Here is a 21,068-nt window from a genome sequence, read left to right as displayed (position 1 = left end):
CGGCTAGACCTCCTCGTAGTAAGTGTCGGGGTTCTCGGGGTCGAAGGGCTCGTTTGCCCACATGACCGTCACGAGGTCCTCGGCGTCGGACAGGTTGGTTATGGAGTGCGTGTAGCCCGGGATCATCTCCACGGCGCGCATGTCAGACCCAGAAACTATGTACTCGTCGACGGGGAACGGGTCCCCCTCGGAGTCCTCCCCCACCTTCCTGAGCTTGATGGAGGCGGTGCCGGAGACCACCAGGAACCTCTCCCACTTGCTCATGTGCCAGTGGTTGCCCTTGGTGATGCCGGGCCTGGACACGTTGACCGAGACCTGGCCGCGCTCGGGCGTGCGCAGGAACTCCGTGAACGAGCCGCGGCCGTCGGTGTTGGGCCTGAGGCCGTAGGCGAAGTTCCCCGGCTCGTAGTAGGACAGGAACGTGCTCCAGAGCTTCTTGGAGAAGGAGCCCTCCGAAAGGTCGGGCACCGCGAGCGTCTCGCGGCTGTCGCGGAAGCTGTCGAGCAGGTAGACGATCTCGCCCAGGGTCTTAACGTCGGTCTTAGGGACGTAGCAGAACTCGTCACCCTCTACCCTCTCGAGGCCCACGTAACCGCAGCGGTGCTCCTCGCCCAAAAGGGCGCCCAGCATCTCGCCGACGAGGTCGTCGATGTAGAGGAGCTCGAGCTCCACGGAGGGGTCGTTCACGGTGTAGGGGCGGCCGTTCGCGATGGCGTCGCAGAAGGTGGCCACGGCGGAGTTGTAGCGCGGGCGGCACCACTTGCCGTAGAGGTTCGGGAAACGGTAGATGAGCACCGGGGCGCCGGTGCGCTCCGAGTACTCCCGGAACAGCCCCTCCCCCGCGAGCTTCGACTCGCCGTAGACCGAGCCCTCGAAGCGTCCCGACAGGCTCGCCTGCGCGGAGCTGGAGAGCATGACGGGGCACGTGTTGCCGTGGCGCTCGAGCGTCTCCAGCAGCGTGGACGCGAACCCGAAGTTGCCCTCCATGAACTCCGCCTGGTCCTCGGGGCGGTTGACGCCCGCCAGGTTGAAGACGAAGTCGGCGCGGGAGCAATACCCGTCGAGCTCCTCGGGTCTGGAGTCGATGTCGTACTCCATGACCTCGAGGGGAAGGAGTTGCTGATACTTGGCTCGGCGGTCCTTGCCGTCGCGGACGTTCTTCAGCGCGCAGCAGAGGTTCCTCCCGACGAAGCCCCTGGCGCCGGTGACGAGTACGCGCACCCTACTGCACCGCCTCGTGCTCGCGGCCCTCGAGCGCCAGCTGCACGTACTCGGCGGTCTTGATCTTGGCGATGGTGCCCTCCACGTCGAGCCTCTCGGTGTTGTGGGAGGTGTAGGACTCGTCGGCCTGGGTCTCCACCTCGCCGTCGACGACGAACTTGTCGTAGTTCAGGTCGCGCGAGTCGCAGGCCACGCGGTAGTAGCCGCCCATGTCCTCGGCGCGCAGGCGCTCCTCGCGGGTCATGAGGGTCTCGAACAGCTTCTCGCCGTGGCGGGTGCCGATGACCTGGGTGCCCACGCGGCCGAAGACCTCCTGGACCGCCTCGGCGAGGTCGCCGATCGTGGAGGCAGGCGCCTTCTGGATGAACAGGTCGCCGGGGTTGGCGTGCTCGAAGGCGAACTGCACCAGGTCGACCGCCTCGTCAAGGTTCATCAGGAATCGGGTCATGTTGGGGTCGGTGACCGTCAGCGGCTCGCCCTTGCGGATGCGGTCGATGAACAGCGGGATGACGCTGCCGCGCGAGCACATGACGTTGCCGTAGCGGGTGCAGCAGATGGTGGTGCGGCCGGCGCCGTTGCGGGCGTTGGCGTAGATGATGGACTCCATCATGGCCTTGGACTTGCCCATGGCGTTGATGGGGTAGGCCGCCTTGTCGGTGGACAGGCACACGACGCGGTCCACGCCCTCGTCGATGGCGGCGTGCAGGACGTTGTCCGTGCCGATGACGTTGGTGCGGACGGCCTCCATGGGGAAGAACTCGCAGGAGGGCACCTGCTTGAGGGCGGCGGCGTGGAAGATGTAGTCCACGCCGTGCATGGCGTCGCGCACGCTCTGGGCGTTGCGGACGTCGCCGATGAAGAAGCGCACCTTGGAGGCGAGCTCGGGCGACTTCTCCTGCAGGCGGTGGCGCATGTCGTCCTGCTTCTTCTCGTCGCGGGAGAAGATGCGGATCTCGGCCAGGTCGGTGTCCATGAAGTGCTTGAGCACGGTGTTGCCGAACGAGCCGGTGCCGCCCGTGATCATGAGGGTCTTGTCTTTGAATGCGGTCGTGGATTTCATCTACTTGCCTTCCTTGCGTTTTGCGCCCGTGAACTGGTAAAAGAGAAACTTAGTGTTAGTAATGAGGTATCGCTTGAAAAGCCGTTTCGGCTCTTGGATAAGTCTGTATAGCCATTCGAGGCTCAAGTCCTGCATCCAGATTGGTGCCTCCGGCACCACTCCGGCGAGGACATTGAAGGCTCCCCCGACACCGATCATTATTGGCTGAGGGCCACCTTTAAGCTCATGCATGAGGACTTCCTGGCGAGGCGCACCCAGCGCAATCCATGCGAAGTCTGCACCCGAATCAGCGATACGTCGCGAAAGGTCTCGCTTCTCGCTGTCGGAGAGCGGTCGGAAGACCGAAGGCTCCATACCAGCGATTTCCAGGCCCGGATATTCCTTTTGAAGTGAATTCTTGAGAGCGTCGAGATTCTTCTGCTCGTTACCATAGAAGTAATGGCTCCATCCTTGCTGCAAGGAAATGTTGAATATCTCTCGCATTAGATCGGGTCCAGTTACACGCCCCATTGACTCTATTGTTTTACGTCCGACAACAGATAAAGGCTTGCCGTCGGGAACGGACATGAGGGAGTCTGCTTGGCAGGCCCAATAGGAAGGGTCGTCATGAGCCATAACCGACGTGTGAGCATTGGATACGCAAATATACTCGCCATGTAGCTCATCTATATGGCGAGTGAGAAACTCGACGCACTCAGACATATTGGTTCCCGTGATCGGAACATCGATCACGGGAACACGCTTGAGCTCAACGAATTTTGAATAGTCCCGAAGCATTAGCACGCACCCTTGCCGGTGATGACCTCGATCACCGTGAGGACCACGATCTTGAGATCCGTGATGACGCCGCGCTTGGCGATGTACTCCAGGTCGCGCTGGACCATTCCGTCGAAACCCGTTGAATTTCGATCGGTCACCTGCCACCAGCCGGTGATGCCGGGCTTCACCGCAAGGCGCTGCAGGTCGTACTCGGTGTACTCCGCCACCTCGTTCGGCAGCGGCGGACGTGGACCGACGACGGACATCTGGCCAAAGAACACGTTGAGGAACTGCGGGAACTCGTCGATGGAGTGCTTGCGGATGAACCTGCCGATCTTGGTGACGCGGGGGTCCTCCCTCATCTTGAACATGGCGCCGGCGATCTCGTTCTGCCCCTTGAGCTCGGCGAGGCGCTCGTCGGCGTCCTTGTACATGGAGCGGAACTTCCACATGCGGAAGGTGGTCAGGCTACCGTCGGGGCGGGTCTGTCCCACGCGGATCTGGCTGTAGAAGGGGCTGCCCTCGCTCTCCAGGCGGATGAGTGCCGCGAGCACAAGGCCGGGAATCGCGATGACCACGAGCACAACACCGCTGAACACAATGTCGAACGCGCGCTTAACGGTGCGGTAGGCTAGGCGCGAACGATCCCAGTCCATGATGGATTGCATGGCCTTGTTGCGGCCGACGCCCTCACGCCGGTCCATGGCCTGAGCAATCAGCGCCGCCCCTACGGGCGCATTGCTCTCTGTCACTTCTTTATTAGCAGTCACGATAAAACTTACGTCCCTGTCCCCAGGAACCCCCCCCCCGTCCATGAATTCAAAAAACGAATGATTTGCCGGTGCAACGTCTCCCTTACGTTTTGCTGGGCACGTCGAGCGGAAGTAACTCCCTAAATGCGGAGTCGCCTTCGCCCACGTCCACCAGGCACCAGCGTTTATGACGGTCGATCTTCTTTACACGGGCCTCTTGCCCCACCAAGGGCCCCTGCTCTATATGCAGCACGCCGTCTTCTATGCGCGCAACGCTGTTGCGCACCACGCCGTCGTCGTCCAGAACGCTGCGGTACCAATCCTGAGCATCGTCCGGCATGGGCATGTACGCCCGCTCCCTACTGCCGGCGATGCGGCAGCCAAAGCTCAACTGGGCCAGTGCCCTATCGAGCGCAGCGGCATCGTGCGTGGCGACGAAGAAGTATTCCTTGTACATGGGTTTGGTTTGGAGCGACCAGGCGCCGTCCCGCTTAAACCAGAACTCCTTTTGCATCACAAAAGCGTCCTGCATAAGGTTGTGTGGAATAATGCAGCGGACCTTTTCGCAGATCTCGCGCTCTTTTCCATTGGGGGTGTGGACCAGATACCAGCGGACGCGGCCGTGCTGGCTGTTGGTGGTGGCGCCGTTAAATGCGCCCGGCAGCTGCTCTTGGCGCCGTGCCGTCTGTTCCATGTTCTCGCCCCCTCTTTTTGCTTTGCGATTCACGCAAATGCAGGGGCGTTTAGAACAGGCTTCTCGCTCGCAGCTAGGCGCAGTCGCAAAAGTACAGGTTTTTGTAGAGGGGTATGGAGATGTATCTACCGGCAGTGCATTTTGCGTAATCTGGACAAACGCTGATTAATTGCTCGTATAATGTCGTTTGTCGAAAGATACAAAAACCTGTACCTTTTTGTGCAACAAAAAAAGGCCGCTCAACCAGCGGCTTTTCTTATTTCGGCATGAAAAAGGCGGCCGCCCTTTGTGGACAGTCGCCTTTGTTAATTGTTGTGAAGTTTGCCTTAGGCGCGGGTCTTGATCTCCTCGAGTACCTTGGCCACAAACTCGTCAACGCTCATCTGAACGGTCTCGTTGGAACGATCGCGGACGGAGATGTTGCCGGCCTCGACCTCCTTCTCGCCCAGGATGAGCATGTAGGGCACGCGGTCGATGCTGCGGGCCTCGCGGATCTTGTAGCCGATCTTCTCGTCGCGGTCGTCGCAGACCACGCGGATGCCGGCCTCCTCCAGCTTGGCGCACACCTCGTGGGCGTAGTCACGGCTCTTCTCGGAAACCGGAAGTGCCTTGACCTGAACGGGAGCCAGCCAGGTGGGGAACTTGCCCGCAAAGTGCTCAATCAGAATGCCGATGAAGCGCTCGATGGAGCCAAAGCACACGCGGTGCAGCATAATGGGGCGCTTCTTGGTGCCGTCGGCGTCCACGTACTCCAGGTCAAAGTTGAGCGGCATCTGGAAGTCGAGCTGGACGGTGCCGCACTGCCAGGTACGACCGAGCGAGTCCTCCAGGTGGAAGTCGATCTTGGGGCCGTAGAAGGCGCCGTCGCCCTCGTTGACCTCGTAGTCCATGCCCAGCTTCTCCAGAGCGGTGCGCAGGCCCTCCTCGGCGCGAGCCCAATCCTCGTCCGAACCCATGGAGTCCTCGGGGCGGGTGGAAAGCTCAACGTGGTACTTAAAGCCAAACTTCTGGTACACGGAGTCGATGAGGTTGACCACGCCCACGATCTCGTCGGTCAGCTGGTCGGGACGCACAAACAGGTGGGCGTCGTCCTGGTTAAAGCAGCGCACGCGGAACAGGCCGTGCAGGGCGCCGCGCAGCTCGTGGCGGTGCACCAGGCCAATCTCGCCGGCGCGGATGGGCAGCTCGCGGTAGGAGTGCGGCTTGGAGGCGTACACCAGCACGCCGCCCGGGCAGTTCATGGGCTTAATGCAGTACTCTTCGTCGTCGATGACGGTGGAGTACATGTTGTCCTTGTAGTGGTCCCAGTGGCCCGAGGTCTTCCACAGCTGCTTGTTCATGATAAGCGGCGTGGAGATCTCCACGTAACCGGCCTTGTGGTGGATCTCGCGCCAGTAGTCCAGCAGCGTGTTCTTAAGAATCATGCCATTAGGCAGGAAGAACGGGAAGCCGGGGGCCTCGTCGCGCATCATAAAGAGGTCCATCTCGCGGCCGATCTTGCGGTGGTCGCGCTTCTTGGCCTCCTCCAGCATGTGCATGTGCTCGTCGAGCTCTTCCTTGGTGGCAAAGGCGACGCCGTTGATGCGGGTGAGCATCTTGTTGTCCTTGTCGCCCTTCCAGTAAGCGCCCGAGACGCCAGTGAGCTTAAAGGCCTTCAGCGCCTTGGTGTAGCAGATGTGGGGGCCGACGCACATGTCGATGTAGTCGCCCTGCTGGTAGAAGGTGATACGGGCGTCGTCGTCCAGGTCGCCGATGTGCTCGACCTTGTACTTCTCGCCGCGCTCCTCCATAAGGGCGATGGCCTCGGCGCGGGGCTTCTCGTACACGGAAAACTTGAGGTTCTCCTTGACGATCTTCTTCATCTCGGCCTCGATCGCGGGGAAGTCGTCCTCGCTGATCTTGACGCCCTCGGGCAGGTCGACGTCGTAGTAGAAGCCGTTGTCGGTCGCGGGACCGTAGGCAAAGTCGGCCTGGGGGTACAGACGCTTGATGGCCTGCGCCATGATGTGCGCGGCAGAGTGGCGGATGACGTGCGTGACCTCGTCCTGCGGGAGCTCGGCCACCGAACCGTCATTGTAGAGTGCCTTCATGGGTATGTTTTCTCCTCTCGGATGCCTGATGCAAGTGCGTGCGATGCGCTCGGCGTTTTAACTTGCATCATTATAGGCAGGTTGCCTTGGTATACAAGCGCCCGCCGCACCTTAATGGCACGGCGGGCGATTTTCTACGCATGCTTCATCGTGTGGGGTGGGGTGTGGGGCGCGCGTGGCTTGCGGCGTGCCCGTGGCTTGCGTCCGGCCCGGCGATGGATGCGTTACTGGATGCGAGTTCGGCAGTAGGGGCAGACCTTCCAGTGCGCATCGAGCGGGCGATGGCAGCTGGGGCAGACGTTACGAACCTGGGTGTCGCACACCGGGCAGACCACAAAGTCCTTCTCGATGGGCGCGCCGCACTGCGGGCAGGTGCCGTACTGGGCAAGCTGGCGCTCGCGCAGGGCCATGTCAAGCTCCTGCTCCTCGCGGTCGGCCGCGTAGGAGTGCGGACGCAGGACCAGGTAGGCGATGAGGCCCACAAACGGGATGAGGGCGATGATGCCCCATGCCACGTAGGCGCTGGCGCCGCGGCGGCGAGCGTCGATGAACACATAGACGACCGACAGCACGTACAGGGCGATGATAAAGCCCACGAAGGCATAGATGACGCCCATAAGCTGCGGCGACATGAGCTCGTTGATGTATTTGGACATTGAGGTGTACCTTTCGGATTATTTATAGTCCGGTTTAGTGTAACACGGGGGTCGTTCGAGCGGGACCCTGGTGGGGCCCGGCGGCCACCGTGGACACAAACATCTCAATCTGTAACAGTTACTCGGCAAATAAGGGTCTAGGTGTTACAGATCGAGACACAGGGGTCCCTCCCCGACTTCAATCTCGATCTGTAACATCTTGAGCCCCAAAACCCCTCTTACTGTTACAGATCGAGACATTCAAAATCCGTCGGAAGGTTTGTCTTGATCTGTAACATCTACAACCCAAATCCTCTGCTAACTGTTACAGATTGAGACGAACGGTTGCCGTAGTTGTTGGCAGACGAGGTTGTCGACGTTGCCGAGTCTCCCCTCGCCTGCCGTTGGCGGGTGTTGCGGGGCTGTTCGCCGCATTGCCGCCGCACTGGGGATGTGCAGGCCGTAGGATAGTCTTATTGACAGCCTGTCAACTCATCTGGGAGGCACTGTGACAGAAACGTTTGATATCGCGGTTGTGGGCGCGGGCATCACCGGGTGTGCCATTGCGCGGCAACTCGCGCGCTATGACCTGACCATTTGCGTGGTCGAGGCGGCCAACGATGTCGCCCTAGGCGCATCGAAGGCCAACGGCGGCCTGGTACACGCCGGCTACGATCCGGCGCCGGGCACCGTAAAGGCGCAGGTCAACGCCCGCGGCTGCGAGCTATATGGCACGTGGGCCCAGGAGCTCGGCTTTTTGTTTTGCCGCACCGGTTCGATGGTGCTGGGGTTTAACGACGAAGACCGCGCACACCTGGAGAAGCTGCGCCAGAATGGCGTGGCCAACGGCGTGCCCGAACTGTCGATTATCGGCCCCGAGCGCATCCGCGAGCTGGAACCACGCGCGAGTGCCGAGGCGACGTGCGCGCTGTGGTGTCCCTCCACTGGCTTTGTGGATCCGTTTGAGGTCGCCATCGCTGCGCTGGAGAACGCCGTGGCCAACGGCGTGACGTTTATTCGGTCGGCTCCGGTGGAAGCAATTGAGGTTGCCGGCGGCGAGGCTACCGACGGGGCTGCGCGCTTTACGCTGGTGACGCCTGTCGGCGATGTGCGCTGCCGCTATCTGATCAACGCCGCGGGCAACGGTGCAGCGGACATCTCGCATATGGCGGGCGCCGAGGAGTTCCAGATGGTCTGGCGCCAGGGCAACATCGTGGTGCTGGACAAGGAGCCGCGCGCGCTCATGCCGCTCTACCCCGTGCCCACGCCAGTGTCCAAGGGCGTAATCGTCACGGGCACGGTCCACGGCAACACCGTGATCACCGCGACGGCTGCCGTGCGCGAGCCGGGCGACACGCAGACCTACGCAAGCGATGTGAACGCGCTGCTGACGGGAGCACGCAAGCTGGTGCCCGATCTGGACACGCGCCGCGTGGTGCGCGCGTTTGCCGGCGGGCGTCCGGTCATTCAGGGAACAAACGACTTCTTTATTGGGCAGTCCGCCGTGGTGCCAGGCCTGTTCCAGGCGGCGGGCATTCAGTCGCCAGGCGTGGCGAGCGCGCCGGCCATTGCCGAGCGCATGGAGCACGTGATGCGCGAGGCGGGCGTTGCTTTGCGCGAACGGGCCGATTGGGATCCGATTCGACACGCGCCGGACGACTTCGACCGTACGCCGCTTGCACGCAAGGAGGAGCTCATTGAGTCCGACCCTGCATGGGGGCAGATCGTCTGCCGCTGCGAGACAGTGCCCGAGGCCGAGATCGTGGCCGCGATTCGACGCCGCCCGGGTGCGGTTTCGGTCGAGGGCGTCAAGCGGCGCTGCCGTGCGGGCATGGGTCGGTGCCAGAGCGGCTTTTGCCAGAGCCGCGTGGTTGCGATCCTTGCCCGCGAGCTGGGCTGCGACCCCAGCGAAGTGCTGTTGGAAGATGCTGGATCTTGGCTGGTCGAGGGACCACTGAAGGGGGTGCGCTAGAATGGCGACGTTTGATATGCGCAACAAACGCGCAGAGGCCGGAACCATAGCGTCGGTAGCAACGCAGGCCTTCGACGTGGTCGTCATCGGAGGAGGCCCCGCCGGCATGGCTGCAGCGCTGGCCGCGCATAAGGCCGGAGCACGCGTGGCCATCGTGGAGCGCGAACAGCACCTGGGCGGAATCCTCCGCCAGTGCATCCACCCCGGCTTTGGCCTGTCGCACTTTAAACAGGAGCTCACCGGTCCCGAGTACGCGCAGCGCTTTATCGACCAGGTGCACGCAACCGACATTGCGCTGTTCTTGGGCAGCATGGTGCTTGGGATTGATTCAGGCGAGCCTGCAGAAGACACCGAGGTCCATACCGTCACGCTCATGAGCCCCGCCGGCATGTTGCAGCTCACCGGGCGCGCGGTCGTCCTTGCCATGGGTTGCCGTGAGCGCACCCGCAGCGAGATCAAGATCCCCGGCAGTCGTCCCGCCGGTGTGTTTACGGCGGGCCTGGCGCAGCGATACATCAATATCGAAAACCTTAAACCCGGCTCGCGCGCCGTCATTTTGGGCTCGGGTGACATCGGGCTGATCATGGCGCGCCGTTGCACGCTCGAGGGGATTTCGGTCGAGGGCGTGTACGAGCTCATGCCGTACGCCAACGGCCTGCGCCGCAACGTCAAGAACTGCCTGGACGACTTTGGCATTCCGCTGCATCTGTCGACCACGGTCACGCGCGTGATTGGACACGATCGCGTGGAGGCTGTCGAGGTGAGCCAAGTCGACGAGCATCTTGCACCCATTCCCGGGACCGAGCGCATCGTTCCGTGCGACACACTGCTGCTTTCGGTGGGGCTGATTCCCGAGAACGAGCTTTCGGTTGCCGCAGGCGTGGAGCTGGACCCACGTACGCGCGGCGCCGTGGTGGACCAGAGCTTGCAGACGGGCGTGCCGGGCATCTTTGCCTGCGGCAACGTGCTGCACGTGCACGACCTGGCCGACAACGTAACGTGTGAGTCCGAGAGAGCTGGCGCAGCTGCGGCGGCGTACGCGCTGGGAACCGGCGCGGGCGCCGTTCCGGACTGCGAGCTCACCGTCTCCCCTGCTGGCATTGCGGGATACGCACTGCCGGGACGCATTACGGCTGCGGCGCTCACCAAGCTGAACTTCCGCGTGCGCCGACCGGTCGACGCCGCCCGCGTGCGTATTCTGGCAGGCGACGAGGAACTGCTTGCAGGCAAGGTCCGCGCGTTTATGCCGAGCGTTATGGAAAGCTTCCCGCTGCCGGCAAAGGTCATCAAACAAGCGCTCGACCTGGGTGCCAGCGAGATTGTCCTATCCGTCGATCCCGTCGAGGAGGCATAGACTATGAGCACGAATGCAATCGAGACGCTGCAGTTCAACTGCACCACTTGCCCATCCGAGTGCCTCCTGACCGTGGAGGTCGAGCGCAGCGCAGACGGCGCCGTGGTAGAGGTACGCTCCGTAACCGGCAACAGCTGCCCGCGCGGTGATAAGTTTGCACATCAGGAGCTCACCTGTCCCATGCGCGTGCTTACCACGACCGTGGCCGTATCCGGCGGCGACGAGGCGCTGCTGCCCGTGCGCACGGCCGAAACCATCCCGCTCGAACTCCACGCCCAGGCGATGGACCTCATCCGCGGCCTAGAGGTCAAAGCCCCCATCCGCATGAGCGATGTAGTCCTCCCCAACCTCCTAGACACCGGTACCGACCTCATCGCCAGCATGGACATCGACCCTGCCTAAGCAGTTAATTTGGGACGGGGCTCTTTTAGCTACCCCGCCATCCACCCCGCCCCTCCTCAATTGCGGTGAAATAGTTCCTGATTTCCGCCAAAACCCCGGCATCCAGGAACTATTCCACCGCAACTTGCCTTGGGATCGATATTTAGATTGTGCCTACTTTAGTGCCATTTCAAAACTATGCCGGATTACGGGGCTGATTCGGAGACCCCCATCCATACCGGCATTTTTCGATTTTTGATAAGCCGTCTACCTGCGGTTTTAATTTCGCAATTTTTCCAATGGTCAAGTAATACAGGTCCAGCCCCGTAATCCGCCATAGTTTTGAAAGCAGCTAATTCGGGACGACCCTCTTATGACTACTTTTACCTATCATTCCGCATGTTTGACACAGCTAAAATAGCCCCGTCCCAAATTGACTACCCTGGCGTTGGGGATACCATGGTGACACCCTAGCGAAAGGATGTTTCATGGCACATGTCGATGACCAGCGTGTGGCGCGCGTGCTCGATGCGCTCGAGGCTCAGCACCCCGGCGCGCAGCTGCTTGTGAATGACCCGTGGTCGATCTACTATCTGACCGGCTTTTATGCCGATATGTTCGAGCGTTTTTGCGGCGTGCTGCTCGCGCGCGATGACGAGTCCGTGATCTTAGTCAACGCCCTGCATCAGCTGCCCGAGTACGACAATGCCCGCGTGGCCTACCACACCGACACCGACGTCGTGACCGACGCCATCGCGAGTGAGATCGACCCAGCCAAGCCGCTTGGCGTCGACACTGTCATGCGTTCCGGCTTTTTGATGCCGCTCATAGAGCACCACGCCGCAAGCGAGTTTTTCCTGGGTGACTTTGCCGTCACCGCCGCGCGCACCTACAAGGATGCCGCCGAGCAGGAGCTTATGCGCGTGTCCTCGGCCGCCAACGACGCCGTGATGGCCGATGCCATCAAACTCGTCCACGAGGGCGTGACGGAGCGCGAAATCGCCGACCAGATGCTCGGCCTGTACCGCAAGCACGGCTGCGAGGGCTTTAGCTTTCCGCCCATCGTGAGCTTTGGCGCCAACGCCGGCGACCCGCATCACGAACCCGACGATACCGTGCTCAAGCATGGCGACGTGGTGCTGTTCGACATTGGCGGACGCCGTCGCAACTACTGCTCGGACATGACACGCACGTTCTTTTGGGGCCAGCCGGACGAGGAGACCGCGCACGTCTACGACATCGTGCGCCGCGCCAACGAGGCCGCCGAGGCGCTCATCACGCCGGGCGTTCGTATGTGCGACTTGGACCGCGCCGCACGCGACGTGATTGAGGATGCGGGCTATGGGCAGTACTTTACGCACCGCCTGGGTCACTCAATCGGTCTGCAAGACCACGAGCCGGGCGATGTCTCGCTCGCCAACGAGCAGGTCGTAGAGCCGGGCATGACGTTCTCTATCGAACCGGGTATATACCTCCCCGGTCACACCGGCGTCCGCATCGAGGACCTAGCCCTGGTGACCGAGAACGGCGTCGAGATTCTCAACGCCTACCCCCACGATCCGGTCCGCTTAGACTAGGCAATGCGGCAAAGGGGCTGTCCCTTTGCCGCATCACACGAATGCCGCCACAAAAACGGCCTATCTACTACGTTTAGCCCGCGTGGGTCGACCATACCCGTGTTTTCGCAAAACTGGCAAGCCCTTTACCTGCGGTTTTGATTTCGCAATTCTCGGTATGGTCGAGGGTTACCGGTCAAACGTAGTAAATAGGCCCATTTCGTGGCGAGCAAGTCAACTCGAGGCGCAGGGCAGCCAAAAAAGCCCCGTCCCAAATTGACTGCTTTTGAGTTGCGGTGATATACGGACCGTTTGAGGCTTCTGGCTTGTAAAACAGTCCGTATTTCACCGCAACTGATGAGGGGATGGGTTAACGGAGCAGCCCCGCTACTTCGCCGGCTAGGGTGATGGTACCGGCTGCTACGAAAGGCTCGCCCGCGGCATCGAAAGCCGCGAGGGCCTCGGATACGCTGGGGTACACGCCCGCGAGCTTGTCGGCGTCCACCAGGGAGGCAAGCTCCTGTGCGGGCAAGGCGCGATCGGAATCGGTCTGGGTTACGACCACGTGGGGGAACGCCGGAACCAGAACGTCAACGATACCCGCCACGTCCTTATCGGCCAGCGCGGCGCACAGCAGCGTGGGGCGATTCTCTACGCACGAATCGATCTCGTCCAGTGCGCTCACAAAGTTCTCGCAGCTCTGAGGGTTATGACAGGCGTCGATCAGCTTGAGCGGATTGGTCCCCAGCACGTCAAAACGACCCGGCGTGGGGCAGCCCATAAGCGACGCATCGAGCTTGTCATGATCGAGCTCGCGACCCAGATACCCCTCGCACAGCATAATCGCGCACGCGGCATTCTGCGGCTGATACGCCGGCTTGACCATGCTAGACGTATAGATCGCACGCGGCGTGGTGCAGCTAAACTCAACCGTGTCGCCCACATGTGCCGGCACCTTGGTCGTGGCATGGTTCACCACCAGCGGCACTATGCCGCACTCGCGACAACGTGCATCCATCACGCGCTGAACGCTCGCCTCGTGCGTACCCTCGCCCAAAACAACCAGGCGTCCAGGCTTAATAACCGCAGCCTTCTCCCCCGCAATGGCCTCGAGCGTATCGCCCAAAATGCGTGTGTGATCGAGCCCAATGCCCGTAATGGCAACGGCGACGGGATCGGTCGCACTCGTGGCGTCCCAGCGTCCGCCCATGCCGACCTCGAGCACGGCAACATCCACCGCGGCCTCGGCAAACACGACAAGTGCGGCAGCCGTCAGCAGGTCAAACGGCGTAATGGAATAGGCGCGCTCCCCCGCCGCCACACGACGGGCATTCACGCGATGTCCCGCCTCAACAGCAGCAGAAACACCACGGGCAAACGACTCGTCGCTCACAACGCGCCCATCAACCTCCATGCGCTCGGGATAGCGCACCAGCTGCGGCGACGTATACAGCGCGGTCTTTAACCCCTCACCACGAAGGATGGCAGCCGAAAAACGCGTGGTCGAAGTCTTGCCATTAGTACCGGCAACCTGAATGCAATCGAAATACTCATCCGGACGCCCGAGTTCATCGAGCATATCGACAACCGTCTCGAGCAAAGGACCAGCATCCCCGGAAATCCGCCCCGTATCAGCAGCCAGCCCAACAGCCTCATCAAACGAAAGCAACTCAAACGAGAACGGCACAGAATACGACCCAGAACGCTTAGCCATAACCCAAAGTCCCCTCAACATAAAAAGAGGCCCGTAATAAACAACGAGCCCCTCCCATTCAAAATATCAGCCAAACACCGCTTTGCAGCGAGATCAAGGCCACAACCCAGTGGCCCTAACACGCCAGATGCAAACGACCACGTAAACGAACCAGGAGCGGCCCGATGCTTTGCTCGCCGCAAGTTCCGCACGCAAAGGACAGCACTTAATGTGCTGTCCGTCTTGCGCAGGACTGTCCGCAGCGGAGAGCAAAGCATCGGGACGCGCCCCCGAGTAAACCTTACGAGAAGTCAGCAACCTGAGCAGTCAGCGCCGCCAGAATCTCCTTGAGCTCAGCTGCACGGTCCCTCTTCTTCTGAACCACCGCAGGCGCGGCCTTAGCCACAAAGCCCTCGTTGGCGAGCGTCTTCTCGCAGCCGGCAAGCTCCTTCTGGGCCGCGGCGATCTCCTTCTCCAGGCGTGCCTTCTCGGCCGAAAGGTCAACCTTGCCCTCGAGCACCACAAAGACCTCGACGCCGCTATCGACCACGGCAATGCTCGCGGCCGGCTTCTCGACGTCGGTACCCATAACCAGCGAGACGGTGTTGGCCAGCGGCTCGATGGTCGAACGCAGGCTCTCGAGCTTCTCGATGTCCTCGGCACCGGCGCGCACGACCACGTCGAGCTCGGCCTTGGGGCTCAAGCGATAACGCGAACGCGTGGCGCGGGCGGCAGACACGACGGTACGGCACAGCTCAAATGCGCGCTCGGCGTCCTCGTCAACATACTTGGCGTAGTCGGCGGGCTCGGGCCACTTGGCGATCATGAGCGCCTCGGCGCGGTTCACGTTGCCCTCGGCGTCCAGGTCGAGCACGCTCGCCGGCATGTTGTCCCAGATCTCCTCGGTGACAAACGGCATAAGCGGGTGCATCAGGCGAATGGAGGTGTCGAGCACAAAGATCAGGTTGCGCTGGGCCTGCAGACGGCCCTCGCCCTTCAGGCGGGCCTTGGTGACCTCGACGTACCAGTCGCAGACCTCGTTCCAGAAGAACTGCTGCACGCCGCGGGCCATGTCGCCAAAGGTGTAGTTCTCGATACCCTCGGTAACCATCTTGACGGCCTTGGCAAGGCGGCTGAACATCCAGGCGTCGGCCGGCGTCTCCACGACGGGCTCGCCGGGCGTGTAGCCCTCCATGTTCATGAGCAGGAAGCGGCTGGCGTTCCAGATCTTGGTCACAAACGACTTGGCCTGGTCGGTGCGCGGGCTGTCGATGAGCTTCTTGGTCTTCTTGTCGATGTTCGCGTCGAACTTGACGTCCTGGTTGTTGGTGCACAGCGTGAGCAAGTTGTAGCGCATGGCATCGGCACCGTACATGCCAATGAGGTCCATGGGGTCAACGCCGTTGCCCTTGGACTTGGACATGCGGCTGCCGTCCTTGGCCAGGATCGTCGGGTAGATGACGACGTCCTTAAACGGCACCTCATCAAGGAAGTACAGCGAGCTCATGACCATGCGGGCGACCCACAGCGCGATGATGTCGCGCGCGGTGACGAGCGCCGTCGTGGGATGATGGCCCTCGAGCAGCTCCGGCTTTTGCGGCCAGCCCTGCGTGGCGAAGGTCCACAGCTGCGAGCTGAACCAGGTGTCCAGCACGTTCTCGTCCTGATGCACGTGATGGCCGCCGCACTTGGGGCACACGTCGGTGTCCTCGGTGAGGGCGTCCTCCCAGCCGCAGTCCTCGCAGTAGAACACGGGGATGCGATGGCCCCACCACAGCTGACGGCTAATGCACCAGTCCTTGAGGTTCTCCATCCAGGTGGTGTAGGTCTGCGTCCAGCGCGCGGGGTGGAAGGTGACCTTGCCGGAGTTAACGGCGTCGAGTGCCGGCCCCTTGAGCTTGTCGACGGCCACAAACCACTGCTCGGACAGCCACGGCTCCAGCGCGGAGTCGCAACGGTAGCAGTGCATGACGGAGTGGTCGAGCTCTTCGACGTGATCGAGCAGGTCGTGCTCCTCGAACCACTTGATGACGGCCTCGCGGCACTCGTCGCGGTTCATGCCGGTGAACTCGCCGTAACCCTCGACGACCACCGCGTGCTCGTCGAAGATGTTGATCTGCGGCAGGTCGTGAGCCTGACCCATGGCATAGTCGTTGGGGTCGTGGGCCGGGGTGACCTTAACGAAGCCGGAGCCAAAGTTGGCGTCGACATGCCAATCCTCAAAGATAGGGATCTCACGGTTGACGATCGGCAGCATGACGGTCTTGCCCACGAAGGCGGCCTTCTCGGGGTCCTTCGGGGAGACGGCGACGCCCGTGTCGCCGAGCATGGTCTCGGGGCGCGTGGTGGCGACGACGATGTAGTCCTGGCCGTTAACCGGCTCGGTCAGCGGGTAGCGCAGGTGCCACAGGTGGCCCTTCTCGTCCTTATACTCGGCCTCGTCGTCCGAGATGGCGGTGGTGCAGTTGGGGCACCAGTTGACGATGCGCTTGCCACGGTAGATCAGGCCGTCATGGTACCAGTCGCAGAAGACCTTACGCACAGCCTGGGCGTAATCCTCGTCCATGGTGAAGCGCTCGTTGTCGAAGTCGACGGAGCAGCCCATGCGCTTGATCTGCTCGACGATGATGCCGCCGTACTCGTGGGTCCAGTCCCAACAGGCGTCGACAAACTTATCGCGGCCAATCTCCAGGCGGCTGATGCCCTCGCTCTTGAGCTTCTTGTCGACCTTAGTCTGCGTGGCAATACCGGCGTGGTCGGTGCCCAGCACCCAGCGCGTGGACTTGCCGCGCATGCGAGCCATACGGACGATGGCGTCCTGGATGGAGTCGTCGGTAGCGTGGCCCATGTGGAGCTTGCCGGTCACGTTGGGAGGCGGAATGGTGACGGTGCAGTCGCCCACGCCCTCACGGCGCTTATAGTAGCCGCCGTCGAGCCACTTCTGCAGGATCGCCGGCTCGTTGGTCGACGGATCGTAATTCTTGGGCATCTCTTCCATATATCTCTCCCTTGCCCGTCGGGGAGGAATGTAGGCCCGCTAGGGTCTGCATTCCTCCCCTTAGGTATCGATTACTTCAGTCTGATATGACTTCGCTGAGGCTTAAACAAACACACAGAATAACACAGGTAGTTGGGGTTATTGCGTATATATAAAATAGCCTCCGACCGCGGATGGTCGGAGGCTATTTGCAAGCACGTTTTTGTCAGGTTTACCCGTAGATGCGTCGGGGCTGTTCTTCGCCCTTTACGGCAGCTTCGGTTACGATGACCTTGGCGACGCCCTCCTCGCTGGGGAGGTCGAACATCGTCTGCTGCAGCACGTCTTCGCAGATGGCGCGCAGGCCGCGGGCGCCGGTCTTGCGGGCAAGCGCCATGCGGGCGATCTCGTGCAGGGCCGCGTCCTCAAACTCAAGATCGACGTCCTCGAGCTGGAACATCTTACGGTACTGGCGCACCACGGCATTCTTTGGCTCGGTCAGGATCGACACCAGGTCGTCCTCGTCGAGCGCCTGCGTCTGGGTAACGACGGGCGTACGTCCCACGAACTCGGGGATCATGCCGAATGCATTGAGGTCCTGCGGGAGTACCTGGCGCAGCAGGTCGTTCTCGTCGACCGAGGTGGGGCCGGCGATCTCGGAGTTAAAGCCCACGCCCTTGTTGCCAACGCGATCGGCGATGATCTTATCCAGACCCACAAAGGCACCGCCGCAGATAAACAGGATGTTGGTCGTGTCGATCTGCAACAGTTCCTGCTGGGGATGCTTGCGGCCGCCGGTGGGCGGAACGCTTGCCACCGTGCCCTCAAGAATCTTAAGCAGCGCCTGCTGAACGCCCTCGCCCGAGACATCGCGGGTAATGGAGAGGTTCTCGGCCTTGCGGGCGATCTTGTCAATCTCATCCACGTAGATAATGCCCACCTGAGCGCGCTCAATGTCGCCATCGGCAGCATTGATGAGCTTGAGAAGGATGTTCTCCACGTCCTCGCCCACATAGCCGGCCTCGGTGAGCGCGGTGGCATCGGCGATGGCAAACGGCACCTCGAGGATGCGCGCGAGCGTCTGGGCCAACAAGGTCTTGCCGGTACCGGTGGGACCGAGCAGCAGGATGTTGGACTTGGCAAGCTCTACCTCGTCCATATCGTCGTCGAACTGCGAGCCCATGCCGCCGTCAAAGGCAGACACCGCGGCGCCACCCTCGATCACGCGGCGATAGTGGTTGTACACGGCCACCGACATGGCGCGCTTGGCGTCCTCCTGACCCATAACATAGGCCGAAAGCTCGTCATAGATCTCGTGCGGCGTCGGCACGTGCGTGATGACCTGGCGATCGTCTTCGAGCTCAAAACCCTCGGTCTCGGGGTCCGCGGCGGGCTGGGATGCAGCCTGGCCGTGGTCGTTGAGGAAGCCCGGCAGCTTGCCGTTGCGGGCAGCGTCCATAAAGTCCGAAGCCAGCGACTCCTCAAGGATCTCGGAGCAGGCGGCAACGCACTCGTCGCAGATAAAGATGTTGGTCGGACCCTTTACAAGGCGGCGAACCTGCCCCTGCTCTTTTCCGCAGAAGGAGCAGCGGATGGGGTTGCCATTCTCGTCAAAGTTGTCCTGCATGTTTCCTGCCATCCTAGGCGTCCTTCGCGGCGAGATCGCGCGAGGTGACGATACGGTCGATCAGGCCGTAGTCGAGGGCCTCGGCAGCGGTCAGGTAGTTGTCGCGCTCGGTGTCGGCCTGGACCTTCTCGATCGGCTGGCCCGAGGCATCGGACAGGATCTGGTTGAGCTCGCGGCGGGTCTTCTTGATCTCCTCGGCCACGATCTCGATCTCGGTCTGCTGACCTTGAGCACCGCCGCTGGGCTGGTGAATCATGACCTTGGAGTGCGGCAGGCAGAAGCGCTTGCCCTTGGCGCCGGCCGAAAGCAGCACGGCAGCCATAGACGCGGCCATACCGACGCAGATGGTGGAGACCTGCGGCTTGATGAAGTTCATGGTGTCAAGAATCGCCAGGCCAGAGTAAACCTCGCCACCGGGCGAATTGATGTAGAGCGAGATATCCTTCTCGGCATCCTGGCTCTCAAGATGCAGCAGCTGGGCAACGACCAGGTTGGCGCTGACGGAGTTGATCTCCTCGCCCAAGAAGATGATGCGATCGTTGAGCAGGCGCGAATAGATATCGTAGCTGCGCTCGCCGCGCGGCGTCTGCTCGATAACGTATGGCACGAGGGCGGAATCGAACTTAGCGATCATACGCATCTCCATTTCTCTTACGGACCAATAGTGGTTCTAGACAAACGTACGGTGCCCGCATGCTATGCATTGGCTGGCACCGTACGAAGCAACCGGATAACCGGCTTATAACTTTACCCCATCACGGGCGCATGCATGCGCTCGTGGGCAAGGTGGCGAGAATTACTCGGCGTCCTTGGCGGTCTCGTCGACCTCGGTCACCTTGGCGTTCTCGACCAGGTGGTCGACGGCCTTGGAGCGACGGATGGACTCACGGACGGCAGGCATACGGCCATCGGCGATGAACTCAGCCTTGGAAGCCTCGACGTCCTTGACGCCGGCCTTCTCGAACTCGGCGTTGATGTCGTCCTCGGTGACCTCGATCTTGAGCTCACGGGCGAGGGCGTCCAGAGCCAGGGACTCACGGGCAACGTCGTTGGCCTGCTTGTGCAGGTCGCCGATGAACTGCTCCATGGTCAGGCCGGAAGCGGGCAGCCAGGTGTCCAGCGTCATGCCGCGGGCAGCGAGGTTGGACAGGAAGTTCTGGCCAAGCTCCTCAAAGACGGACTGCTCGTAGTCGGCATCCATCTCGTCGAGCTGCAGGCGCTCGGCGAGAGCGGAGACGCAACGGTTCTCCTTCTCGGCCGGGAGGCGGGAAGCCTTGTCCTGCTCGATCTCGATCTTGATGGCGTCGCGCATAGCGTCGATGCTGTCGAAGCCAAAGTCGGACTTGACGAGCTCGTCGGTGAGCTCGGGGGTGTTGCGGACCTTGATGCCCTTGACGGTGACCTCGACGGTGTGGGTCTCGGCCTCCTCGCCCTCCTCGGCCTCGTCGGTCCAGGTGACGGACTTGACGTCGTCAACGTTGGCGCCGATCAGAGCCTCGTTGAACTCGGCGGGGTTGCTGTCGCTACCGGCGATGAGCATACGGCCCTCGGCGGCGAAGTTGTCGGCGTTCTCGACGGCCTTGAGGTCGACGGTGACGTAGTCCTCGGCCTCGACGGCGCGACCCTCGACGTCCTCGAAGGTGGCACGGTAGTTGAGGAGCATCTCGACCTGGTTGTTGATCTCGGACTCGGTGACCTCCGCAGGGGGCATCTCGATCTCGACGGCGTCGAAGGAAGAGAGCTCGGCAGCAGGACGCAGGGAGAACTCGACGGTGTAGGTGTAGTCCTCGTGATCCTTGGCGAGGTCGAGCTCCTTGTAGTCACCGTTCTTGGTGGGGACGATGTCCAGCTCGTTGAGGACGGCGGGCTCGTTGGCGGCGATCAGGTCGTTGGTGGCCTGAGCGAGGGTAGCCTCGGCGCCAAGAGCAGAGTCGATGACCGGACGGGGAGCCTTACCGGCACGGAAGCCCGGGAAGCGGTACTTCTTGGCGGTGTCCTTGTAGGCCTTCTTGATCGCGGCGTCGACGTCGGCGGCCGGGATGGTGACCGTAGCGGTGAGCTTGGCGTCCTTGACGTCAGAAGCGGTGATGTTCAACACGTTCCTCCTCATACTGCCCAGCTTATCTGAGGTGCTGGTACCTTTATGCAACAAAGAGTCGCGACGGCCGAAGCCGACGCAGATGCGTTGGTGCGGGCGAAAGGACTCGAACCTTCACGGGAATCCCACCAGAACCTAAATCTGGCGCGTCTACCAATTCCGCCACGCCCGCATGAGCGCACAGACTAGGAATGATAGC

General features: G+C 61.6%; 16 protein-coding genes and 1 tRNA gene. 4 read left to right on the top strand and 13 right to left on the bottom strand.

Annotated features, from left to right (window positions below):
• Positions 1-3: 3 nt before the first annotated feature.
• The 7 genes from CHY22_RS00585 to CHY22_RS00555 form a co-directional block, all read right to left on the bottom strand.
• Positions 4-1,221, bottom strand: coding sequence for an NAD-dependent epimerase/dehydratase family protein (locus tag CHY22_RS00585; protein WP_089571661.1), 1,218 nt, complete (start codon positions 1,219-1,221; stop codon positions 4-6).
• A gap of 1 nt (position 1,222) precedes the next feature.
• Positions 1,223-2,281, bottom strand: a complete 1,059-nt coding sequence (locus CHY22_RS00580) for a polysaccharide biosynthesis protein (protein WP_089571660.1) — start codon at positions 2,279-2,281, stop codon at positions 1,223-1,225.
• Positions 2,282-2,848 carry a WecB/TagA/CpsF family glycosyltransferase gene (locus tag CHY22_RS00575; protein ID WP_199408707.1) on the bottom strand — a complete coding sequence of 189 codons (567 nt, stop codon included), beginning with the start codon at positions 2,846-2,848 and terminating at the stop codon, positions 2,282-2,284.
• Between the two features lie 209 nt (positions 2,849-3,057).
• The gene (locus CHY22_RS00570) at positions 3,058-3,810 is read right to left on the bottom strand and encodes a sugar transferase (protein ID WP_233502798.1); all 753 of its coding nucleotides are present in this window, start codon (positions 3,808-3,810) and stop codon (positions 3,058-3,060) included.
• 85 nt (positions 3,811-3,895) lie between these two features.
• Positions 3,896-4,486 carry a hypothetical protein gene (locus CHY22_RS00565; protein ID WP_089571657.1) on the bottom strand — a complete coding sequence of 197 codons (591 nt, stop codon included), beginning with the start codon at positions 4,484-4,486 and terminating at the stop codon, positions 3,896-3,898.
• A gap of 326 nt (positions 4,487-4,812) precedes the next feature.
• Positions 4,813-6,576: a threonine--tRNA ligase gene (thrS, locus tag CHY22_RS00560; protein WP_089571656.1), complete on the bottom strand. Its 1,764-nt coding sequence runs from the start codon at positions 6,574-6,576 to the stop codon at positions 4,813-4,815.
• Between the two features lie 224 nt (positions 6,577-6,800).
• Complete coding sequence (locus tag CHY22_RS00555; RefSeq protein WP_089571655.1) at positions 6,801-7,232, bottom strand: zinc ribbon domain-containing protein; 432 nt, start codon at positions 7,230-7,232, stop codon at positions 6,801-6,803.
• Positions 7,233-7,719: 487 nt separating this feature from the next.
• Here CHY22_RS00555 and CHY22_RS00550 point away from each other — a divergent pair, with 487 nt between their 5' ends.
• The 4 genes from CHY22_RS00550 to CHY22_RS00535 all read left to right on the top strand — a co-directional run bounded on the left by CHY22_RS00550 (position 7,720) and on the right by CHY22_RS00535 (position 12,495).
• Positions 7,720-9,183 carry an NAD(P)/FAD-dependent oxidoreductase gene (locus CHY22_RS00550; protein WP_089571654.1) on the top strand — a complete coding sequence of 488 codons (1,464 nt, stop codon included), beginning with the start codon at positions 7,720-7,722 and terminating at the stop codon, positions 9,181-9,183.
• A 1-nt stretch (position 9,184) separates the two neighbouring features.
• Complete coding sequence (locus CHY22_RS00545) at positions 9,185-10,537, top strand: FAD-dependent oxidoreductase (protein ID WP_089571653.1); 1,353 nt, start codon at positions 9,185-9,187, stop codon at positions 10,535-10,537.
• Positions 10,538-10,540: 3 nt separating this feature from the next.
• Positions 10,541-10,939: a DUF1667 domain-containing protein gene (locus tag CHY22_RS00540; RefSeq protein WP_089571652.1), complete on the top strand. Its 399-nt coding sequence runs from the start codon at positions 10,541-10,543 to the stop codon at positions 10,937-10,939.
• A 467-nt stretch (positions 10,940-11,406) separates the two neighbouring features.
• Positions 11,407-12,495 (top strand): aminopeptidase P family protein, encoded by a 1,089-nt coding sequence (locus tag CHY22_RS00535; protein ID WP_089571651.1) that lies wholly within the window; start codon positions 11,407-11,409, stop codon positions 12,493-12,495.
• Between the two features lie 349 nt (positions 12,496-12,844).
• Here CHY22_RS00535 and CHY22_RS00530 read toward each other — a convergent pair whose 3' ends face one another.
• From CHY22_RS00530 to CHY22_RS00505, 6 genes are all read right to left on the bottom strand, one after another.
• Positions 12,845-14,188, bottom strand: a complete 1,344-nt coding sequence (locus CHY22_RS00530; protein WP_089571650.1) for a Mur ligase family protein — start codon at positions 14,186-14,188, stop codon at positions 12,845-12,847.
• A 280-nt stretch (positions 14,189-14,468) separates the two neighbouring features.
• Entirely contained in the window at positions 14,469-17,165 is a 2,697-nt protein-coding gene (locus CHY22_RS00525; protein WP_089571649.1) for a valine--tRNA ligase, read from the bottom strand.
• 211 nt (positions 17,166-17,376) lie between these two features.
• Positions 17,377-18,783: an ATP-dependent Clp protease ATP-binding subunit ClpX gene (clpX, locus tag CHY22_RS00520; protein WP_089571648.1), complete on the bottom strand. Its 1,407-nt coding sequence runs from the start codon at positions 18,781-18,783 to the stop codon at positions 17,377-17,379.
• A gap of 1 nt (position 18,784) precedes the next feature.
• Positions 18,785-19,405: an ATP-dependent Clp protease proteolytic subunit gene (locus CHY22_RS00515; protein ID WP_022095182.1), complete on the bottom strand. Its 621-nt coding sequence runs from the start codon at positions 19,403-19,405 to the stop codon at positions 18,785-18,787.
• Positions 19,406-19,567: 162 nt separating this feature from the next.
• Positions 19,568-20,869 carry a trigger factor gene (gene tig / locus CHY22_RS00510; protein WP_233502799.1) on the bottom strand — a complete coding sequence of 434 codons (1,302 nt, stop codon included), beginning with the start codon at positions 20,867-20,869 and terminating at the stop codon, positions 19,568-19,570.
• 88 nt (positions 20,870-20,957) lie between these two features.
• Positions 20,958-21,041, bottom strand: a tRNA-Leu gene (locus CHY22_RS00505).
• Positions 21,042-21,068 lie beyond the last annotated feature (27 nt).

The organism is Collinsella sp. TF06-26 (genome assembly GCF_002232035.1).
Classification (GTDB): domain Bacteria; phylum Actinomycetota; class Coriobacteriia; order Coriobacteriales; family Coriobacteriaceae; genus Collinsella.
This window is presented reverse-complemented; position numbering and strand designations above follow the sequence as displayed.

Bases quoted from the DNA above. Each gene is read 5' to 3' on its own strand.
- CHY22_RS00580 (WP_089571660.1), bottom strand. From the start codon at position 2,281: ATGAAATCCACGACCGCATTCAAAGACAAGACCCTCATGATCACGGGC.
- CHY22_RS00575 (WP_199408707.1), bottom strand. From the start codon at position 2,848: ATGTCCGTTCCCGACGGCAAGCCTTTATCTGTTGTCGGACGTAAAACA.
- CHY22_RS00565 (WP_089571657.1), bottom strand. From the start codon at position 4,486: ATGGAACAGACGGCACGGCGCCAAGAGCAGCTGCCGGGCGCATTTAAC.
- thrS (WP_089571656.1), bottom strand. From the start codon at position 6,576: ATGAAGGCACTCTACAATGACGGTTCGGTGGCCGAGCTCCCGCAGGAC.
- CHY22_RS00555 (WP_089571655.1), bottom strand. From the start codon at position 7,232: ATGTCCAAATACATCAACGAGCTCATGTCGCCGCAGCTTATGGGCGTC.
- CHY22_RS00545 (WP_089571653.1), top strand. From the start codon at position 9,185: ATGGCGACGTTTGATATGCGCAACAAACGCGCAGAGGCCGGAACCATA.
- CHY22_RS00540 (WP_089571652.1), top strand. From the start codon at position 10,541: ATGAGCACGAATGCAATCGAGACGCTGCAGTTCAACTGCACCACTTGC.
- CHY22_RS00535 (WP_089571651.1), top strand. From the start codon at position 11,407: ATGGCACATGTCGATGACCAGCGTGTGGCGCGCGTGCTCGATGCGCTC.
- CHY22_RS00530 (WP_089571650.1), bottom strand. From the start codon at position 14,188: ATGGCTAAGCGTTCTGGGTCGTATTCTGTGCCGTTCTCGTTTGAGTTG.
- CHY22_RS00525 (WP_089571649.1), bottom strand. From the start codon at position 17,165: ATGGAAGAGATGCCCAAGAATTACGATCCGTCGACCAACGAGCCGGCG.
- clpX (WP_089571648.1), bottom strand. From the start codon at position 18,783: ATGGCAGGAAACATGCAGGACAACTTTGACGAGAATGGCAACCCCATC.
- CHY22_RS00515 (WP_022095182.1), bottom strand. From the start codon at position 19,405: ATGATCGCTAAGTTCGATTCCGCCCTCGTGCCATACGTTATCGAGCAG.